Here is a 19,909-nt window from a genome sequence, read left to right on the forward strand (position 1 = left end):
CATAATCGTCAGGGTTTTTTCTATATAGTAAAACGTATTTGATTTACTTCACTTCTTCAAAGTCCACATCTTCCACGTTGTCGCCTTCAGCTGCTCCACCATTATTGGTAGCACCTTCAGCTCCACCGGCAGATGCTCCTGCGGCACCACCTTGCGCTTCGGCCTGTGCTTTGTACATTTCTTCGGAAGCAACTTTCCATGCCTCGTTGATTTTTTCCAAAGCTGGTGTGATAACCGCAAGGTCCTTGCCTTCATAAGCTTTCTTCAACTCTTCCAAAGCTTCTTCGATTGGCTTTTTCTTGTCATCGGACAATTTATCACCAAACTCGCTCAGTTGCTTTTCTGTTTGGAAGATCATCGCATCGGCCTCGTTCAATTTATCGGCAGTTTCCTTCGCTTTTTTATCTGCTTCGGCATTTGCCTCGGCTTCCGCCTTCATCTTTTTGATCTCCTCCTCGGTCAAACCAGAAGAAGCCTCGATACGGATATCTTGGGATTTTCCAGTAGCCTTGTCGGTAGCAGAAACCTTGATGATACCATTGGCATCAATATCAAAGGTCACTTCAATCTGAGGCGTACCTCTTGGCGCAGGTGGAATTCCATCCAAATGGAACCTACCTATTGTCTTGTTATCGGCTGCCATTGGGCGCTCTCCTTGCAACACGTGGATTTCAACCGAAGGTTGATTGTCCGCCGCCGTGGAGAACACTTGTGACTTCTTGGTCGGGATGGTCGTATTCGCCTCGATCAATTTGGTAAATACACTTCCCATGGTCTCGATACCCAAAGATAGCGGGGTAACATCCAAAAGAAGAACGTCTTTTACATCTCCTGTTAGCACACCACCTTGTATTGCAGCACCAACGGCCACAACCTCATCCGGGTTTACACCTTTGGACGGTTTTTTGCCGAAAAACTTCTCAACGGCTTCCTGTACCGCAGGAATACGGGTAGAACCTCCCACTAATATGATCTCGTCGATATCGCTTTTGGAAAGTCCAGCGGATTTCAATGCTTTCTCACATGGATCGATCGTTCTTTTTACCAGATCCGCGATCAATTGCTCGAATTTGGAACGAGACAATGTTCTCACCAAGTGCTTTGGACCTGATGCCGTGGCAGTTACATAAGGTAAATTGATTTCTGTTTGTGCAGAAGAAGACAATTCAATTTTGGCCTTTTCGGCAGCCTCTCTCAAACGTTGAAGGGCCATCGGGTCTTTACGAAGGTCCATGTCCTCATCCTTAATGAACTCTTCTGCCAACCAATCGATTATTTTTTGGTCCACATCGTCACCACCCAAATGGGTATCGCCATCTGTAGCCAATACTTCAAAAACACCATCGCCCAATTCCAAAATGGAAACGTCGTGCGTACCACCACCAAAGTCGAATACCACTATTTTTTGGTCCGTGTCTTTTTTGTCCAAACCGTACGCCAAAGATGCTGCGGTTGGCTCGTTGATTATACGTTCTACGGTTAGACCCGCTATTTCTCCAGCTTCTTTGGTAGCTTGCCTTTGCGAATCGTTAAAATATGCAGGAACGGTGATTACCGCTCTGCTAACATCTTGACCCAAGTAATCCTCTGCCGTCTTCTTCATTTTTTGAAGAATCATTGCGGATAATTCTTGAGGTGTGTACAAACGACCATCGATATCCACCCGTGGCGTATCGTTGTCCCCTTTTACCACATTATAAGGAACCCTATTGGCTTCCTTGCTGGATTCTGAGTATTTGTTGCCCATAAACCGCTTAATGGAGTAAATCGTTTTGTGAGGGTTGGTTACCGCTTGTCTTTTTGCCGGATCACCTACCTTGATTTCCCCTCCTTCAACAAATGCAATCATCGATGGAGTGGTTCGCTTACCTTCGGCGTTTGGAATTACCACAGGCTCGTTACCTTCCATTACAGAGACGCAGGAGTTGGTCGTACCTAAGTCTATACCTATAATTTTGCTCATCGTATCTAAAGTTATGTCTGTTTAAAAATATTTTCGTTTGCTCTTTAAATGTCAATGTTCATGCCACGGGCCGTAATATGACAAGCTGTCATATTTTTGAGGATTATTTGATTTTAACCCTGTTACAGCAAGGTTTGTTCGGATTGTCACAAAATGTGACTCTCAATATTTAAAAATTCTCATTTTTGTATTTCTTAGCTTCCTATATTTGAAACTATAAATTGAGTTTATGGAGTGTATTAGTGTGTTCGATATGCTAAAAATAGGCGTGGGACCTTCCAGCTCCCACACACTTGGCCCATGGCGTGCAGCCGAAAGGTGGATCGCCGAACTTGAAGAACAAAATGTCTTTGACAACGTCCAACATATAAAAGTGCATCTTTATGGCTCACTATGCCTAACAGGAAAGGGACATGCCACCGACATTGCCGTGGTCATGGGACTATTGGGAACCGACCCAGAAACTGTGGATATTGACAGTATTGCAGGAAGTATTGACAGAATAAAAGCAGAAAACCAATTAAATTTTGGCGGAAAAAGAACAATTCCCTTTAGCTTTCAGAACGATATTCTCTTTAAAAAAGAGTTTTTGCCATTCCATGCCAACGGAATGTTGTTCGAAGCAACATTGAACACGGGAGATGTAATTTCCGAAACCTATTATTCCATTGGTGGCGGTTTTGTGGTAAAGGAAGAGCGAACCCATGCCAAGGAAAACAAAGAGACCTTTAAAGCATTCCCCCACCCAGTAAAAACCGGCAACGAACTTCTTGAACACTGTAGTTCACAAAACAAATCCATTTCAATGATCGTGATGGAAAACGAACTTTCATTGCGAACGGAACCCGAAATTGACGAAGGTATTGCGCGAATCTGGGACACCATGCTGGAATGTATGTATGTGGGTTGCCATACCGAAGGAAAGCTTCCGGGCGGATTGAACGTTAAGCGGCGTGCTTTCGAGATTCATCAAAAGTTAAAGGGAGATGTACCCTACTCCAACCCGCAGGAGTGGTTGGAGAGCATACGGGATACCGAAGTGAAGTTCCGACAGATCATAAAATGGGTAAGCTGCTTTGCTCTGAGCGTAAACGAAGTGAATGCTTCGCTCGGACGAGTGGTCACTGCCCCAACCAATGGCAGTGCAGGTGTTATTCCTGCCGTTTTAATGTACTACATGGTTATCGAGAACCACGACGCCGACTTTGACGATGTTAAGCAATTTTTGTTGGTTGCGAGCGAAGTGGGCAGTATTTTTAAAAAAGGTGCCACAATTTCCGCGGCTATGGGCGGTTGCCAAGCCGAGATCGGAGTTTCTTCCGCTATGGCCGCAGCTGGTTTAACCGAATTGATGGGCGGTTCCCCGGAACAAGTATTGATCGCTGCCGAAATCGCCATGGAGCATCATTTAGGGCTTACCTGTGATCCCATTGGCGGCTTGGTCCAGGTTCCTTGCATAGAACGCAATGCAATGGGGGCCATTAAAGCCATTAATGCGGCGGAGTTGGCTTTGGACACCGACCCAAAAGATTGTAAAGTACCTTTGGACAAAGTAGTGAATACCATGTGGGAAACCGCAAAAGATATGAGTTCCAAGTACAAGGAAACCTCGGAAGGTGGTCTCGCTGTGGGTGTGTTTTTGAGCGACTGCTAGTCCATACAGCCTTCCTTGCCCCTGGTATCAATAAGGTAAATAATCTTCCATTCGCCATCAAAATTGATCAATTGGAAAGAATTAATGCCGCAATGACTAAACTCCCCGTTCAACCAAAACTCATAGCCCACCCAGGCGTTGGCCATGGTCCTGTCCACCTGAATGGAGAAAGAAGTGAGTTTTTCATCAAACTCCATCGTGTCCGGAATACCCACTATCGATTTTAGAAAATTTGAAAATTCCTCCGTTCTGAACAGAGTCTTCCCTTCTGGATTCCTACCCGTGGTCTGCAAAACAACATTATTCGCCACGGTACTTTTTATAATCGTAGAATCTTGTTTGTGGAATCCATCAAAAAAAGTTTCGATAACCTGTTTTACCTCGGCTTTGGTTTCTTCGCTAGATGGGTTTGGACCTTGGGCGTTTCCAAATAACACTACCGCAAAAAAAATCACGGTACTAAACAGTTTTCTCATTTTATTAGTTTTTTGATTACCTCCTAAATTAAACAAATCTGCTTACTTTTAACCATCAAAAATAATTTCGATGTCTACAGCTAAAAAAGAATACAAGAGGGTAACGGTAAAATCGTTGGTGGAAATGAAAAAGCATGGAGAAAAAATAAGCATGCTTACCTCCTACGACTATTCCATGGCCAAAATCGTGGATGGTGCCAATGTGGATGCTATTTTGGTAGGCGATTCCGCCAGTAATGTTATGGCGGGACACGAGACTACCTTGCCCATAACCTTGGATCAAATGATCTATCATGCCACCTCTGTTGTAAGAGCGGCAAAAAGGGCATTGGTCGTGGTGGACATCCCTTTTGGCAGTTACCAAGGTGACTCCAAAGAGGCATTGCGTTCCGCTATCCGAATTATGAAGGAAAGTGGGGCCCACGCCGTAAAGGTGGAAGGTGGTGAAGAAATAAAGATATCCATTAGCCGAATTCTTGAGGCGGGCATCCCTGTAATGGGGCACTTGGGACTTACCCCACAATCCATCTATAAATTTGGAACCTACACGGTACGCGCCAAAGAAGAAGAAGAGGCAGAAAAATTAAAGTCCGATGCCAAATTATTGGAAGAACTGGGCTGTTTTGCCATTGTTTTGGAAAAAATACCTGCAAAATTGGCGAAAGAGGTGGCAGAAAGCGTCTCCATTCCCATAATTGGAATAGGTGCAGGGGGCGATGTAGATGGACAGGTTCTGGTAGTGCACGATATGCTGGGAATGACGCATGAATTCAACCCAAGATTTTTACGAAGGTATTTAAACCTCTACGATGAAATGAGCAATGCCATTTCCCAATATGTGGATGATGTTAAAAGTCAGGATTTCCCGAATGAAGAAGAATCGTATTAAATTACAATTTACAATTGTCAGTTAGCAATAAAGAGTATTCCGTCCCCTCGAACCTTCAAGTGCTTTTTGAAGACAATCATCTCATCGTTGTAAATAAACGTGTCGGGGATATCGTCCAGGGCGACAAAACCGGCGACGACCCTTTGAGCGAAGTCGTAAAAAAATACATAAAAGCAAAATATAACAAACCTGGCAATGTGTACTTGGGTGTTGTGCACCGATTGGACAGGCCTACTTCTGGAATAGTTCTTTTTGCAAAAACATCGAAGGCTTTACCCCGTTTAAATAAAATGTTTGCAGAGGGTGATACCAAAAAAATATATTGGGCGGTCGTTAAGGATGCACCTCCAAAAGAAAAAGACACGCTGACCCATTGGTTGGTCAGGAATCCAAAACAGAACAAATCCTACGCCCATAACAAGGAGGTGCCCAATAGCAAAAAAGCAATTTTAGAATATAAGGTTATTAAAAAATTGAATAGTTATTATTTATTGGAAATTGACCTTAAAACTGGCCGACACCACCAAATAAGGGCGCAATTGGCAGCTATCGGCTGCACTATTAAGGGCGATTTAAAATATGGCGCTGACCGCAGCAACAAAGATGGTGGAATCCATTTACATGCCAGAAGTTTGGCCATGTTGCACCCGGTAAAAAAAGAACCGATTGCATTTTTGGCCCCACCACCGATCGATCCTGTTTGGAGCGCTTGCCTTAACGAGTAAGAGCCAAGGCTTTTTCCCTGATGACTTCGGAAACGGGTTTGTTGTGCAAATGACTTTCCAGCCAAGATAAAATGTCCAAATAGAGAAATGCCCTTTTCTCGTAAGGATGGTTCTCATATTTTTTGAGCTCGTTGTACAATTTCTGAAACTCGCCTTTTAAATCGGTCGGATAGATGTCCCCAAGGTTTCGAAGAAACTTTATCATCTCCTTTTGAACTTCATGTAAATCGTTCATTTTCAACAAAAACTTGTACGTACTTTTAAGTTGTACTTCCAAATGATAATCCATACCGGCCTCATAATGCGCAACAAGGCTCAAGACCCTTGCAAAACACATCAAATCCTCGCGCATTTTAAGTTGCTTGTTGGATATTATCTTTTTTAGATAGGCAATACAGTTCTTGTTATCCCCATTTCCAAAATACAAACACGCGATTTTATAATAGAGCAACATAATATGGTGCTCGTCTATCTGTTGCCTATGTTTTTTGATACCATATTCTATAATATTGACCAAATAAATGCCTTTATCGAACGTGCCTTCCAAAAAATGAAGGTTCAATTTATTGGTATTGATGTACAAAAACGCAAGCGAGGCAATGTTGTCGTTCTTGGGGAACCTGTCATCACCTACCTGTTGTTCCAAACGCTCCAGCGTCTCCCTAAACTGTGATGCATATTTTACGAAGAAAAGAGACTCCAACAGATAATGGTTCCCTTTTAAAAAGAATACTGGGTTCAAGGATATCATATGATCGTTCTCATAGAAAAGGTCCACCCATTTGCTGGAATATTTATAGGCTGACAAAAAGTCCTGAATTAACAAACTGTACCATAAATGTGCTTTGTACAGCCATAATTTTTCCCGAAAACCCATTTTCTCAATTGTATAGTCCGGCATATGTGCATCAAAATACGTCTTGACCTTATTAAGATCCTCGTCACTTCTTGCATAGCCAACTTTCAACATCATTCCGTACAATTGTAAAGAAAGGTTGGAAAGCTTACTGGTCAACACATTGAGCTCCGACAATTCCTTGGCTTCCACAGCAAGTTCGTCCGCTCTATCCGGAATACTTCGGGTAATGTATTGGGTCTCTATTACTTTTTCCAGCTCTACAATTTCGTATGCCACATTTTTCTCCTCGTTTTCGATAGCAAAGCTTTTGGCTTTCTCTAAAATCTTCAAGCTTTGCTTGTACAGTCCCTTCTGGTATAGAATTGTAGCAAAATCCAATTGTTCCCGAATTTGGATACGGACGTTCTGGTTTACCGGATTCAATCGCAGGCTCACCAATATTTGCTTGTACAAATGTGCCTTGAGGTTGGAGAGTTGTGATTTTTTGACAATGCCACTATCCAAAATCTGCTTTTCATCATACTTACGGAGTTTGTCCAAAAGATTGAACAATGCCAAAAATTTAGCATCGGCGTTTACACCCAATCTCCCAACATACAGCTTAAATTGGCGTTTTTCGGATTTTGATAGCGACTTTACCAAAACGAACAAAGCATCCTTATGGGCATTTGTCATCGTAAAAAATATTATTTACACAATTGATAATCAGTATATTAAATCAACCTAAAAGCAGTTTAACGTTGTAACGGTTACGCAATTGCTTTTCGTCTTCAGCCCTCCTTCTCTATTTTCGTAAGTCATAGAAAAAAACAGGTTGATATAATGGGTAAAGATAAGGTAGAAATTTTTGATACAACGCTACGGGATGGGGAACAGGTACCAGGCTGTAAACTGGATACCGAACAAAAATTAATCATTGCCGAAAGACTGGATGAGCTTGGTGTTGATGTAATCGAAGCAGGGTTCCCCATATCTAGCCCAGGTGATTTTACATCTGTCAACGAAATTGCCAAATTGGTCAAAAATGCAACGGTCTGTGGATTGACCCGCGCGGTAAAAAAAGATATTGAAGTTGCCGCCGAAGCCATAAAAGATGCTAAAAGACCAAGAATTCATACTGGAATCGGAACTTCCGAATCCCATATTAAATATAAATTCAATTCCACACAAGATAAAATTATTGAACGTGCCGTTGAGGCCGTTTCCTATGCAAAGTCTTTTGTGGAGGACGTTGAGTTTTATGCAGAAGATGCAGGTAGAACCGACAATGAGTTTTTGGCCCGAGTCTGCGAAGCGGTAATCAAAGCAGGGGCCACAGTGCTCAATATTCCAGACACCACGGGTTATTGCCTGCCCGAAGAGTACGGTGCAAAAATGAAGTACTTGAAGGAGAACGTAACCGGAATCGACAAAGCTATTCTATCTTGTCACTGCCACAACGACCTGGGATTGGCCACGGCCAACTCCATTGCGGGAGTTATCAATGGTGCTAGGCAAATCGAGTGTACCATAAACGGTATTGGGGAAAGAGCCGGGAACACTTCTTTGGAGGAAGTGGTAATGATCATGAGGCAACATCCTTACCTAAATTTGGACACGGACATCAATAGCAAATTGCTTTGGGACACCAGTACCATGGTTTCACAAAAAATGGGTATGCCGGTTCAACCGAACAAAGCCATTGTAGGGTCCAATGCATTTGCGCATAGTTCTGGAATCCACCAAGACGGGGTGATCAAACAAAGAGAGACCTACGAGATCATAGATCCAAAAGATGTAGGAGTGAGCGAATCATCCATTGTGCTTACGGCACGTAGCGGGCGTGCTGCTCTCGCCTATCGAGCAAAAAATATTGGTTACGAACTCACCAAGCTTCAATTGGATACGGTATATCAGAACTTTTTGCAGTATGCCGATAGAAAAAAGGAAATCATGGACGAGGACATTCACGAAATTGTGGAAACCAGCAATATTGGAATGAAGAGTTTAGCATAACAACAATTGTATATGGCATTAAAAATAGCATTGCTCCCCGGAGATGGTATTGGACCGGAAGTTTTGGCCCAAACGGTGAAATGTTTGGAGGCGGTCGAAGAAAGATTCAATCAACATTTTCTTTTTAAAGAGGCACCGGTAGGCGCTATCGCCATAGACAAAAAAGGAGTTCCCCTACCCAATAACACATTAAAATTGTGCAAAGAGGCAGATGCTGTACTTTTTGGTGCCATTGGCGACCCAAAGTACGATAATGACCCTGAGGCCAAGGTTCGTCCGGAACAAGGTTTATTGCAATTACGAAAGGAACTTGAATTGTTTGCGAACATTAGGCCGGTTAAAGCCTACCCAACTCTTTTGGACAGGTCGCCTTTAAAAAAAGAAGTAATCCAGGGAACGGATTTTGTAATCTACAGAGAGCTTACCGGAGGTATATATTTTGGCGAGAAAAAACTGAACGAGGAAGGCACTAAAGCATCCGACCTTTGCGAATATACCGAAGAAGAAATAAGCCGAATTGCACATTTGGCCTTTAAAGCTGCGAAAGGTCGAAATAAGAAACTTACCTTGGTTGACAAGGCCAACGTACTGGAGTCCTCGCGTTTATGGCGCAAAGTGGTGACCAAAATCGGCGAGAGTTATCCGGAGGTTACATTGGACTATTTATTTGTGGACAATGCGGCAATGCAGATTATATTGAATCCCAAACAGTTTGATGTTATCCTGACAGAAAATATGTTCGGGGATATTATTTCCGACGAAGGCAGTGTAATTGGTGGTTCCATTGGGTTATTGGCATCCGCCTCCATAGGAGAGGAAAATGCATTGTTCGAACCCATACATGGCTCCTACCCACAAGCCAAGGGCAAGGATATTGCCAACCCGATCGCATCTATACTCTCCGCAGCCATGCTTTTGGAGCATTTTGGCCTTAACGAAGAGGCTTTGGCCGTTAAAAAAGCAGTGGATAAATCACTGAAAAAAGGAATAGTCACCCCAGACTTAAAGAAGGATAGCCCATACGGCACCAATCACGTCGGGGACTTTATAGCGCATAGTATAGTCGACTTTGAGGACGACACCCTTATGAACGATGAAAATATAGATTTAGGCAAGTCGACCATTATATAGATCAATTACCTAAATTACCATCTTCGGTATTGACCAGTTCCTGTATGGTCTTGTTGAACTCCTTTTTAAATTCAACAAACTTATCTCCAGTTGCCGGGCCGTTAAAACCTGTATGGATTTTCCTTACATCCCCATTTTTATCTATATAAATAGTTGTTGGGTAGGACAAAATGTGGTTTAACATAGGTAATTTTTCGTTCGCCTTTTGCTTATTGGATGTTCCGTATTGCGCCAATAAAATTGGATAAGGGACCTCTTCCCTTTCTTTTAAGCGTTGAATCCCTTCAAATGCTTTTTCCTCGGTTTTAGCATACTCAAAAGCCAACCCTACAAATTGCACGTCCAGTTCTGGATTGTTTTTTATATAATCCACATAAAAACGCGTCTCATCCAAACAATTGGGGCACCAAGTACCCATAATTTGCACCAAAACCGTCTTGTTTTTGAACATGGGGTCGTCCAAGGACACTTCTACCCCTTCTGTATTGGGAAAAGAAAAATTGAATCTATCGTAGCCTTCCCTCAAATAAGTTAAACTATTCGAGTCGGGCAGTTCAAAAGCTTCGTTTCTTGCTCCCATAAACTCCTGAACGGTATGCTCTCCAGAGTAAAATGTACCGTTTAGGGTGCTATCGGTCACTTGGGCCAAGAACAAAAATACATGTGAACCATCAAAAGCGGATAGTTTTAGACTATCTCCCGTAACCACCCCATCCAAGTAACGGTAATCTCCCGTATTGGTCCTAAAGGTGCCCTTTACTTTGTTTCCATTTTGCATAAAAATACCCTTGGCAGGGTATTCCCCTTCGGTATTTACATTAAAATAGGTTTCCCAGATACCGGAAATGTTCACTTGAGCGTCTTTTGCAGTTTTAAAGCGTTCGGAAAAACCATAAGTAGCTTTAAACGGCACACTCCTGCCTTTACTTTCTTCCAAAAATTGTCCCGTGATCTGCTCATCAGTAAATGTTCCGGATATGTGACCCTCAAAAATGGGCATACGGATATCAATGGAATCACCATTAAATTCAAATTCATCAATGGTAATTACTTCTTCAGCATTAAAAACTTTCATAACGTAACCACTGTCCATGTTTTTGGACAAAGTAAACTCAAAAGGCAAGCGTTGCCCATTCGAAACTTCGATTTCGGCAAGCCATTGCCCCTCCTTAAGCTCTGGTGTTTTATTATTCTTACAAGAGGCCAATAACAAAAAAAGCCCAGCCATTACCAAGGCTATCCTATTCATATAGTGAGAGATTTTTCTTAAATGTAGCAATTACATTTTAATTTGAAGAATCAGTTACGGTCTAAGGTCATTATAATCGTTGAATCTGTTGCTCTATTGTTATATATTTGTGCCCTCTAAAAATGGGGTATGAAGATTTCTTACAACTGGTTAAAGCAATTTGTGCAAATTGATTGGGATGCTCAGAAAACAGGTGAGCTATTAACGGATTTAGGCCTGGAGGTTGAGGGTATTGCCCAATTCGAATCAGTTAAAGGTGGTTTAAAGGGCATAGTGGTCGGACAAGTTCTGACCTGCGAAAAGCACCCAAATGCAGATAAACTTAAACTGACCACCGTAGATGTTGGACAAGAAGCCCCATTGCAGATTGTATGTGGCGCTCCAAACGTAGCTGCCGGCCAAAAGGTACCGGTTGCCACCGTTGGGACCACATTGTACACTAAAGAAGGTGAGTCTTGGACGATTAAAAAAGGAAAAATCCGAGGCGAAGTAAGCCAAGGTATGATCTGTGCAGAAGACGAAATAGGTCTTGGTGACGGTCATGATGGTATTATGGTCCTAAATGATGACTTGGTTCCCGGAACTCCATGCGCCCAAGTTTTTGATATTGAGAACGATGAGGTTTTTGAAATAGGACTGACCCCTAACCGGGCCGACGCCATGAGCCATTTTGGTGTGGCTCGCGATCTTAAGGCCGGGCTGGAACAAAAAGAGATACAGAAAGAACTGGTTACACCATCTACCAGCAACTTCTCCGTTGACAATAGATCTTTAAAAATCGATGTTGAGGTCAAGGATAGTGATCTAGCACCAAGATACTGCGGGGTCACTATTAGCAACTTGATTGTTCAGGAGTCGCCAGATTGGCTAAAAAATCGCTTGAAATCCATTGGACTTACCCCCATTAACAATGTAGTGGATGTAACCAATTATGTATTGCACGAATTAGGACAGCCTTTGCACGCTTTTGATGCTTCGAAAATAAAGGGCAACAAAGTTGAGGTCAAAACACTACCAGCAGGCACAAAGTTTACTACTCTGGACGAGGTGGAACGGGAATTGCACGAGGACGACCTCATAATCTGTGATGGTGAAAAGCCCATGTGTATTGCCGGTGTATTTGGAGGTATTCACTCCGGGGTCACCGAGCACACTACATCCATCTTCCTGGAGAGCGCTTATTTTGACCCTGTATCCATCCGGAAAACAGCCAAAAGACATGGTCTGAGCACGGATGCTTCCTTCAGGTTTGAAAGAGGTATCGATATCAACCTTTCCAAATATGCACTAAAAAGAGCCGCCTTGCTTATTAGGGAGATAGCTGGGGGATATATCACTTCGGATATAATTGATCTTTTCCCTAAAAAACCACAGGACAGACAGGTTTTCTTGACTTTTAATAAAATAAACTCACTAATTGGACAAGAGATACCCCAAGATACCATAAAATCGATATTATCCTCGCTAGAAATACGCATCAACAATGTAACAGAGTCCGGATTGGGTCTTACCATTCCTACCTACAGAGTCGACGTAACAAGAGAGGTGGATGTTATTGAGGAGATCTTAAGGGTGTTCGGATACAATAATGTTGATTTTAAGGAAAAACTAAACGCATCCATTGCCAAATCTTCCCGCTTTGAAAACCACAGATTACAGGATATCATCGGGAATACCTTGGCTGCAAAGGGATTCTATGAGATTATGACCAATAGCTTGGTTTCTTCGGATTTTGTTGAGGAAAATACATCTGTCGTGGAAATGTTGAACCCATTAAGTTCGGACCTATCCATCTTAAGAACCTCCATGCTGCACTCTGGTCTACAAACTGTGAGCTACAATCATAATAGGCAAAAAAACGACCTAAAATTGTTCGAATTTGGGAAAACCTACCACAAAATGGATGAAGGTTTCCAAGAAAATCAGCATTTATCCATTTTTATCTCGGGAGAACGCACGGAAAATAGTTGGGCTACAAGTTCACGAAAATCCGATTTTTTCTATTTAAAAGGAATTGTTGAAATTCTTTTTGAACGCCTTGGTCTAGGAAACTTGGACGTTGAGCCAGCTACTGACGATAATCTTGCCGAGGGTATTACCTTTGTGAAGGGCAGCAATCAAATAGCTTCCCTTGGTTTGGTGGCTAAATCAGCATTGAAACGTTTTGATATTAAGCAAGAGGTATTCTATGCCAATTTGGATTGGGATTCCGTTCTCAATGCCGTTAACAGGAACAATATTACTTTTAAAGAAATTCCAAAATTCCCAGAGGTAACAAGGGATTTCGCCCTGTTATTGGACGACTCCATTACTTTTCAAAAGGTGTACGATATTGCTTGGAGCACGGAGAAAAAGTTACTTAAAAAGGTAAACCTATTCGATGTTTATACAGGTAAAAATCTTCCTGATGGTAAAAAATCCTATGCGGTAAGCTTCACCCTTATGGACGAAAACAAAACTCTTACCGATAAGCAAATCGACAAAATAATGGGGAAATTATTGACCCAATACCAGAAGCAACTGGGAGCTGAACTTCGATAATTACATTTGTGCAGGCAAAATAACACTGTCAATCTCGTGGATAACCCCTTTGTTCTCGAGATTTAAGTCTGCCGTAGTAATTCTGGCCGTGTTTCCGACCGGATCGGTCAGTACAATGTCGTAACCATCCAAATGAGCCGTGAGCTTTTTGCCCTGAACTGTGGTAAAAGCCGCTGTGCCATTTCCTCTACCGATAGCTCTCAACATTCTTGATGCCGTTAATTGGCCAGCTACAATATGGTAGGCCAACAATGATTTTAACGCACTCTTATCCTCTGCATTGATCAATTCCGTTATCTTATTATTGGAAAACTTAGCGAACGCTGCATCGGAAGGTGCAAATATGGTAAATGGGCCCGATTTAGCAAGAAGAGACCCCAATTCGGTTGCATTTACAGCATTGAACAAGATTTTGTGATTATCGAGTTTATCTGACCCATAGGCCAATGCGTTCGATGTATTTTGTGCAGAGGCAAAAAGGCTAAAAGCCAAACCAAGGCCAAGTAGGAATTTAGAGATGGGGGTCTTCATTATACTGCGATCAAAAGCCGAAACTTTATATTTTAAGGTACTGTTATACGATTAAATGCCAAAAACTCCGATAAGATACATCTTTTTACGAGAGAACGAAGTACTTTTTTACAACCAAGATTTCATTTAACACAAACTTAACATTCATGGTTTATGATGGATGTCATGATCAAAAAATCAAATGCTTAAATTTGAGAAGATTACCAAAAAAATAGCATGATTTTGAAAGGAACAAACATCGAACAAAAACTTAAGGACAGAAAACGTAGAGCCAAAAACGACAATAACATTCTAGCTGAAGTGCAACGTATTTTAAATGAAGATGCACTTAACGAAGAGCAAATTGCCACGCGTATTGATGCACCAAGCAACACCTTGGCCAATACCTTTGATTTTGAGCTCTTGGAAACAGAAAAAATCTATCACATTGATCAAATTAAGGATATCTGTATCGACTACAGATTACGCTTTTTGGACAGTTCTCTATTTAAAGGTGACATTCCACAGGAGGCCATTTCAAAAATAAAGCACTTGGAAGCTATGCATCAAACCCAACTCAAAGGATTTAAGATCATAGCTCCTTCCAAGTTGTTCAAATTAGAGGACAAGGACGACCCTCTTTTGTTCGCACCAATAGGTAACAATTATTATTATTTGATCCACAAATGGGGCAACGACCTTCACCCCTTGCGCAAATGGTTTGCCTGGCCGTTCAAAAATATGGTGAATCTGATCGTTCTGGTATTGTTGATCAGTTATTTGACAACCTTATTGGTCCCTGAAGGACTTTTTTCCAAAAAAAGTTCCACAGCGGAGTTTTTCCTTATCTTCTTTTTTATGTTCAAATGTATCGCATCCATAGTTATTTTTTATGGATTTGCCCTTGGAAAAAACTTTAACCCCGCTATCTGGAAAAGCAAATATTTTAACGCCTAGGCGGTTACTGCGTACATTTTTTCGCGCTGGGCCTTAATGGATTTATCCGACATATATTCGTCAAAACTCAGATAGCGGTCGATAACACCGTTTGGTGTAAGCTCAATAATTCTGTTCGCTACCGTGTTAACGAACTCATGATCGTGCGTGGTGAGCAGTATGGTGCCTTTAAAGTTTTTTAAGGAATTGTTGAACGCCGTTATACTTTCTAGATCCAAGTGGTTAGTTGGTTCGTCCAGCATAAGTACGTTGGCACGGAGCATCATCATACGGCTTAGCATACAACGCACTTTTTCACCACCTGAAAGTACCGTACACTTTTTTAGGGCTTCTTCTCCACTGAACAACAACTTGCCCAGGAATCCCCTAATGTACACCTCTTCCCTTTCTTCTTCGGTTTTGGCCCATTGACGCAGCCAGTCCACAAGGTTGACGTCCTCTTGGAAAAAATCCGAATTATCGGCCGGCAAATACGATTGTGTGGTGGTTACGCCCCATTGAAATTTACCGCTCTCGGGCTTTATCTTATTGGCTACAATGTCGTAAAATGCCGTAGTGGCACGGGAGTCTTTGGACAAAATGGCCACCTTATCCCCTTTCGCCAAATTGATGTTGACATCTTTGAACAGCAGGTCTCCATCATCAGACATCGCAGAGAGCTTTTCTACGTTCAGAATCTGGTCCCCAGCCTCGCGTTCGCGATCAAAGATGATGGCCGGATACCTTCGACTGGACGGTTTAATGTCCTCGACCTTTAGTTTCTCCAACATTTTTTTACGGGAAGTAGCCTGTTTGCTCTTAGCTACGTTCGCACTGAAACGTTGTATGAACTCGTTGAGTTCCTTTGCTTTTTCTTCCGCTTTTTTGTTCTGCTGTGCTCTTTGTCGGGCTGCCAATTGGCTGCTCTCGTACCAGAACGTATAGTTTCCGGAAAACAGGTTGATCTTTCCAAAATCGATATCGGCAATAGTGGTACAAACGGCATCCAAAAAGTGCCTATCGTGGGAAACCACGATCACCGTATTGTCGTAATTGGCCAAAAAGTTTTCCAACCAATTTATGGTATCGTAATCCAAATCGTTGGTCGGCTCATCCATAATCAATACATCCGGGCTTCCAAAAAGGGCCTGTGCCAAAAGTACCCTTACTTTTAACTTGGGATCCAGATCGCCCATGTTGGTGTAATGCAAATCTTCGGTAATTCCTAGATTGGAAAGCATGGCGGCAGCATCACTATCGGCGTTCCAGCCGTTCATTTCCTCGAACTTGACCTGGAGCTCCCCGATTTTTTCTGCATTTTCATCTGTATAGTCTGCGTACAGTGCATCGATCTCTTTTTTAATTTTGGCCAAAGGCTTGTTGCCCATTACCACGGTCTCCAACACAGGAAACTCATCGTAGGCATTGTGGTTTTGCTCCAAAATGGACATACGCTTGCCGGGCTCCAAGTGCACATGTCCCGAGGTGGGATCTATCTGTCCCGATAAAATCTTTAAAAAAGTGGATTTTCCAGCGCCGTTGGCGCCAATAATACCGTAACAATTTCCCTGGGCAAAGGTTACATTGACCTCATCGAACAAAACTCTTTTGCCAAACTGTACGGATAAATTCGATACTGATAACATGCAACTATCTTTATTTTTTGCAAAAATAGTTAAATAGGATTCGTAATTCTAATTTAAATGCCCATATTTAACCGATCAAAAATAACCGTTTAACAACATTTAACTACACGTTAACAAGTTAGGCTAATCGGGTTGTTTATTTTTGATTCAATTGTATCCTTAGCTATATATGGTAAGATTATTACTCGGCCTCACTGTACTTTCTTCACTTGTATCTTGTTCTGGTACGTCAGAAAACAAATCCTCCATCTATTTTGGGGGTGAAATTGTGAACCCCACTAGTGATTATGTGGTGCTGTATCACAACGATGCCTATGTTGATTCCGTAAAGTTGGACAACAACAACCATTTTGCTTTCAGGTTTGATAACATAGAAGAAGGGTTATATCATTTTGATCATGCCCCAGAACTACAGTATGTCTACTTAAGCAAAGGGGATAGTCTTTTGGCCAGACTGAACACGGTTGAGTTCGACGAATCTTTGGTCTACTCCGGAAAAGGAAGCGAAATCAATAATTTCTTGATCGAGGTTTTCCTCAAGAACGAAAAAGAGGAGGATGTCGTTAAAGATTTTTACGTAATGGATCCAGAAACTTTTAGCAAAAAAATAGATTCATTGCATACCGCTAAAGTGAATCACTTAAAAGATTTGGCCCTGGAGAACGAATTCTCCGATCGTGCTTATGCAATGGCGGAGGCTTCCATAGATTACAACACCTACATTACCAAAGAGAAATATCCTTTTTATCATAAAAAACGAACCGGGGAGGAAACCATCCACGAGTTGGACGACAGCTTTTACGAGTACCGAAAAAAGATAGATCTAAACAATAAGGACCTGACTTATTTTAGACCCTATTTTGATTTTATGAAATGGCATTTTGGCAATATGTCCTATACCGCTTGTTTGGAAGATTGTACTTCCGACAATAAAGAGCCTGTTGTAGATAGATTGCACTTTAACAAACATAAATTGGCCCTTGTTGACAGTTTGGTGCATCAGGTAGAGCTAAGAGACATTTTATTTAGAAATGTTGCCATGGATTACTTATTGAGGGAACACAAAACCAGCGAGGAGGCATCAGCTTTTATCGAGAAGTTCAAAAAGCTATCATCCAACGATCAACACAAGGAAGAGATCGATCTACTTTACAAAGGCATCAAAAATTTGCAGCCGAACACGGCTCTGCCCAATTTGTTGGTCAAGAACATGAACAATGAGGAAGTGTCCATAAAGGAACTGGCCAACAACAAAAAGAATACGGTGTTTTACTTCTGGACCGCTGAGCAAAAAAGACATTTTAGAAATGTAAACCAGCATATTACATCTCTTGAAGAAAAATACCCGCATTACAATTTTATAGGGATTAACCTAAGAACCAATTACAACCAATGGCAACAGCTAATGGAAGAGTATCAGTTGGACACCAATAAACAGTATTTTGGAGAAAACTTTAAGGAGCTCCAGATGGCCATGATCATTGACGGGCTCAACAAATGCGTTATTGCCAAGGATACGGTAATAGTAGATGGGTTTGCCAATCTTTACACTTCCTTATAGCGAATAAAAAAGCCCCGAACGATTTTCATTCAGGGCCTGTTTAATTGTTTATTCTTTTCTATTAGGAATTTCCCTTTCTATAATCCGCCAAGAATTTTTCCAATCCAATATCGGTCAAGGGGTGTTTCAACAATCCATCGATCGAGGACAATGGGCCGGTCATTACATCGGCACCCAACTTTGCACAGTCGATTACGTGCATCGTGTGACGGATTGATGCTGCCAATATCTGGGTATCAAAATTGTAGTTATCATAAATCAAACGGATTTCCGCGATCAGGTTAAGTCCATCGGTGGAAATATCGTCCAATCTACCCAAGAAAGGGGAAACATAAGTTGCTCCGGCTTTAGCGGCCAACAGCGCTTGCCCTGGTGAAAAAACCAAAGTACAATTGGTACGGATACCGTTATCGGAAAAGTATTTCAATGCCTTTACCCCATCTTTTATCATAGGGACTTTTACCACGATCTGATCGTGCAATTTGGCAAGCTCCTCACCTTCCTTCACCATTTCGTTGAACTCCGTGGCCACCACTTCGGCGGAAACGTCACCATCCACAATATTGCAAATGTCCACATAATGTTTAAGGATATTATCTTTTCCAGTAATACCTTCTTTGGCCATTAGGGAGGGATTGGTGGTTACACCGTCCAGTACGCCCAACTCTTGGGCTTCCTTAATCTGGTCCAAATTGGCAGTATCGATAAAAAACTTCATTTCTAAGTATTTATATAGGTTCGTAAGAGGTATAAAATTACAATTTATAATGGTTGAGGAGTAATTTTTCGTAGACTTTATCGGGTAATATCTTCTTTAACCTAAGTGAAAATTTTTGTAAAAATGCCCCTACCGGATTATGGACCTTGGGCTTCTTTTGATTTATGATCTTATATACAGCCTCAGCTACTTGAACGGGGTCCCCCCCACCATCCACATCTTCATCGATCCCTTTAAGGGTTTGACCATATTTTTCTGCATAAGCCGAACCTTTGATCACCGGGGAATGGTACCTGCCAGAGGCTATGTTGGTCGCAAAATCCCCTGGTGCGACATTGGTAATGGTAACGCCAAAATCTTTGGTTTCCATACGCAATGCCTCTGTGATTAGCCCCAAAGCACCTTTGGTGGCAGAATAGAATCCTCGGAAAGGCAATCCCATATATCCTGCAATAGAGGTTATATTGATGATGGTACCCCCACCCTGTTGGCGCATTTGTGGCAATACCGCCTTCATTACATGCACGGGACCATGAAAGTTTGTATCGAAAACATGTAGAATTTCCTCGTGTGGTGTCTCTTCAATAGGCCCTGTAATGCCGACACCGGCATTGTTGATCAAAACATCCAATCGGTTTTCCTTGGAAATAACGTAGGAAACTGCTTTTTGTATACTTTCCACGTCCTTCACGTCCAATTGGACCAGTTCAAAATGATCAAAGCCGGGATAATTTTTAGGATTTCGCGTAGTACCATAAACCGTAAGGCCTTTTTGGGTCAAAAATGAGCCAATGGACTTACCAATTCCTGAAGAACCGCCTGTGATCAGTACAACTTTTTTATCCATGATCATCTGATTTTTGGGTACAAAAAAAGGCAAGCTACCTACATCGCACCGCTACGACCACATACCCTTGCTGCGTTCCCGCCCTGGGGGATTCTGCAGGAGCTGGTCGTGTAGGACTTGCCGAGTGCAAATATACGACCTTTTAAAATTTGTGGCAATCCCATTTCATTCTTAATTTCGAAGATTCTTGATAACTTGCTATGACACAA

16 protein-coding genes and 1 other RNA gene are annotated in these 19,909 nt (G+C 42.0%); 8 read left to right on the forward strand and 9 right to left on the reverse strand.

Features of this window, described 5'->3' with window-relative positions:
- Positions 1–43: 43 nt before the first annotated feature.
- The gene (dnaK, locus tag AB9K32_RS05880) at positions 44–1,963 is read right to left on the reverse strand and encodes a molecular chaperone DnaK (RefSeq protein ID WP_369884648.1); all 1,920 of its coding nucleotides are present in this window, start codon (positions 1,961–1,963) and stop codon (positions 44–46) included.
- Between the two features lie 229 nt (positions 1,964–2,192).
- Between dnaK and AB9K32_RS05885 the strand changes: the two genes are divergently transcribed.
- A complete protein-coding gene (locus tag AB9K32_RS05885) occupies positions 2,193–3,617 on the forward strand; it encodes an L-serine ammonia-lyase (RefSeq protein ID WP_369884649.1) in 1,425 nt (474 codons plus the stop codon).
- On the opposite strand, the gene AB9K32_RS05890 is transcribed toward AB9K32_RS05885, so the two are convergent.
- On the reverse strand, positions 3,614–4,093 hold the full coding sequence (locus AB9K32_RS05890; RefSeq protein ID WP_338195468.1) for a nuclear transport factor 2 family protein: 480 nt from the start codon (positions 4,091–4,093) through the stop codon (positions 3,614–3,616). The two genes, AB9K32_RS05885 and AB9K32_RS05890, sit on opposite strands and share 4 nt — an antisense overlap.
- Before the next feature lie 70 nt (positions 4,094–4,163).
- Between AB9K32_RS05890 and panB the strand changes: the two genes are divergently transcribed.
- Both panB and AB9K32_RS05900 read left to right on the forward strand, forming a co-directional pair.
- A complete protein-coding gene (panB, locus tag AB9K32_RS05895) occupies positions 4,164–4,982 on the forward strand; it encodes a 3-methyl-2-oxobutanoate hydroxymethyltransferase (protein ID WP_224836742.1) in 819 nt (272 codons plus the stop codon).
- 14 nt (positions 4,983–4,996) lie between these two features.
- Complete coding sequence (locus tag AB9K32_RS05900) at positions 4,997–5,707, forward strand: RluA family pseudouridine synthase (protein WP_338195470.1); 711 nt, start codon at positions 4,997–4,999, stop codon at positions 5,705–5,707.
- Here the strand turns inward: AB9K32_RS05900 and AB9K32_RS05905 are convergent.
- Positions 5,697–7,241 (reverse strand): hypothetical protein, encoded by a 1,545-nt coding sequence (locus AB9K32_RS05905; protein ID WP_252079898.1) that lies wholly within the window; start codon positions 7,239–7,241, stop codon positions 5,697–5,699. The two genes, AB9K32_RS05900 and AB9K32_RS05905, sit on opposite strands and share 11 nt — an antisense overlap.
- Before the next feature lie 147 nt (positions 7,242–7,388).
- Here AB9K32_RS05905 and AB9K32_RS05910 point away from each other — a divergent pair, with 147 nt between their 5' ends.
- Together AB9K32_RS05910 and leuB are read left to right on the forward strand one after the other, a co-directional pair.
- A complete protein-coding gene (locus AB9K32_RS05910) occupies positions 7,389–8,561 on the forward strand; it encodes a 2-isopropylmalate synthase (protein WP_293295081.1) in 1,173 nt (390 codons plus the stop codon).
- A 12-nt stretch (positions 8,562–8,573) separates the two neighbouring features.
- Entirely contained in the window at positions 8,574–9,692 is a 1,119-nt protein-coding gene (gene leuB / locus AB9K32_RS05915) for a 3-isopropylmalate dehydrogenase (RefSeq protein ID WP_224836738.1), read from the forward strand.
- 1 nt (position 9,693) lies between these two features.
- On the opposite strand, the gene AB9K32_RS05920 is transcribed toward leuB, so the two are convergent.
- Entirely contained in the window at positions 9,694–10,941 is a 1,248-nt protein-coding gene (locus AB9K32_RS05920) for a TlpA disulfide reductase family protein (RefSeq protein WP_293295079.1), read from the reverse strand.
- Between the two features lie 129 nt (positions 10,942–11,070).
- Between AB9K32_RS05920 and pheT the strand changes: the two genes are divergently transcribed.
- Complete coding sequence (gene pheT, locus AB9K32_RS05925) at positions 11,071–13,482, forward strand: phenylalanine--tRNA ligase subunit beta (RefSeq protein WP_369884650.1); 2,412 nt, start codon at positions 11,071–11,073, stop codon at positions 13,480–13,482.
- On the opposite strand, the gene AB9K32_RS05930 is transcribed toward pheT, so the two are convergent.
- On the reverse strand, positions 13,483–14,013 hold the full coding sequence (locus AB9K32_RS05930; RefSeq protein WP_224836735.1) for a fasciclin domain-containing protein: 531 nt from the start codon (positions 14,011–14,013) through the stop codon (positions 13,483–13,485).
- 216 nt (positions 14,014–14,229) lie between these two features.
- On the opposite strand from AB9K32_RS05930, the gene AB9K32_RS05935 reads away from it, so the two are divergent.
- Positions 14,230–14,949 (forward strand): hypothetical protein, encoded by a 720-nt coding sequence (locus AB9K32_RS05935; RefSeq protein ID WP_252079903.1) that lies wholly within the window; start codon positions 14,230–14,232, stop codon positions 14,947–14,949.
- Here the strand turns inward: AB9K32_RS05935 and AB9K32_RS05940 are convergent.
- Positions 14,946–16,574: an ABC-F family ATP-binding cassette domain-containing protein gene (locus AB9K32_RS05940; protein WP_369884651.1), complete on the reverse strand. Its 1,629-nt coding sequence runs from the start codon at positions 16,572–16,574 to the stop codon at positions 14,946–14,948. The two genes, AB9K32_RS05935 and AB9K32_RS05940, sit on opposite strands and share 4 nt — an antisense overlap.
- A gap of 169 nt (positions 16,575–16,743) precedes the next feature.
- Here AB9K32_RS05940 and AB9K32_RS05945 point away from each other — a divergent pair, with 169 nt between their 5' ends.
- Positions 16,744–18,135 carry a TlpA family protein disulfide reductase gene (locus tag AB9K32_RS05945; RefSeq protein WP_369884652.1) on the forward strand — a complete coding sequence of 464 codons (1,392 nt, stop codon included), beginning with the start codon at positions 16,744–16,746 and terminating at the stop codon, positions 18,133–18,135.
- Between the two features lie 61 nt (positions 18,136–18,196).
- Here AB9K32_RS05945 and fsa read toward each other — a convergent pair whose 3' ends face one another.
- From fsa to ffs, 3 genes are all read right to left on the reverse strand, one after another.
- On the reverse strand, positions 18,197–18,853 hold the full coding sequence (fsa, locus tag AB9K32_RS05950) for a fructose-6-phosphate aldolase (RefSeq protein WP_224836732.1): 657 nt from the start codon (positions 18,851–18,853) through the stop codon (positions 18,197–18,199).
- Between the two features lie 37 nt (positions 18,854–18,890).
- A complete protein-coding gene (locus AB9K32_RS05955; protein WP_369884653.1) occupies positions 18,891–19,700 on the reverse strand; it encodes an SDR family oxidoreductase in 810 nt (269 codons plus the stop codon).
- A 24-nt stretch (positions 19,701–19,724) separates the two neighbouring features.
- Positions 19,725–19,823: signal recognition particle sRNA small type (gene ffs, locus AB9K32_RS05960), an RNA gene on the reverse strand.
- Positions 19,824–19,909 lie beyond the last annotated feature (86 nt).

Origin of the sequence: Allomuricauda sp. XS_ASV26 (assembly GCF_041224615.1) — a bacterium.
GTDB classification, from domain to species: domain Bacteria; phylum Bacteroidota; class Bacteroidia; order Flavobacteriales; family Flavobacteriaceae; genus Flagellimonas; species Flagellimonas alginolytica.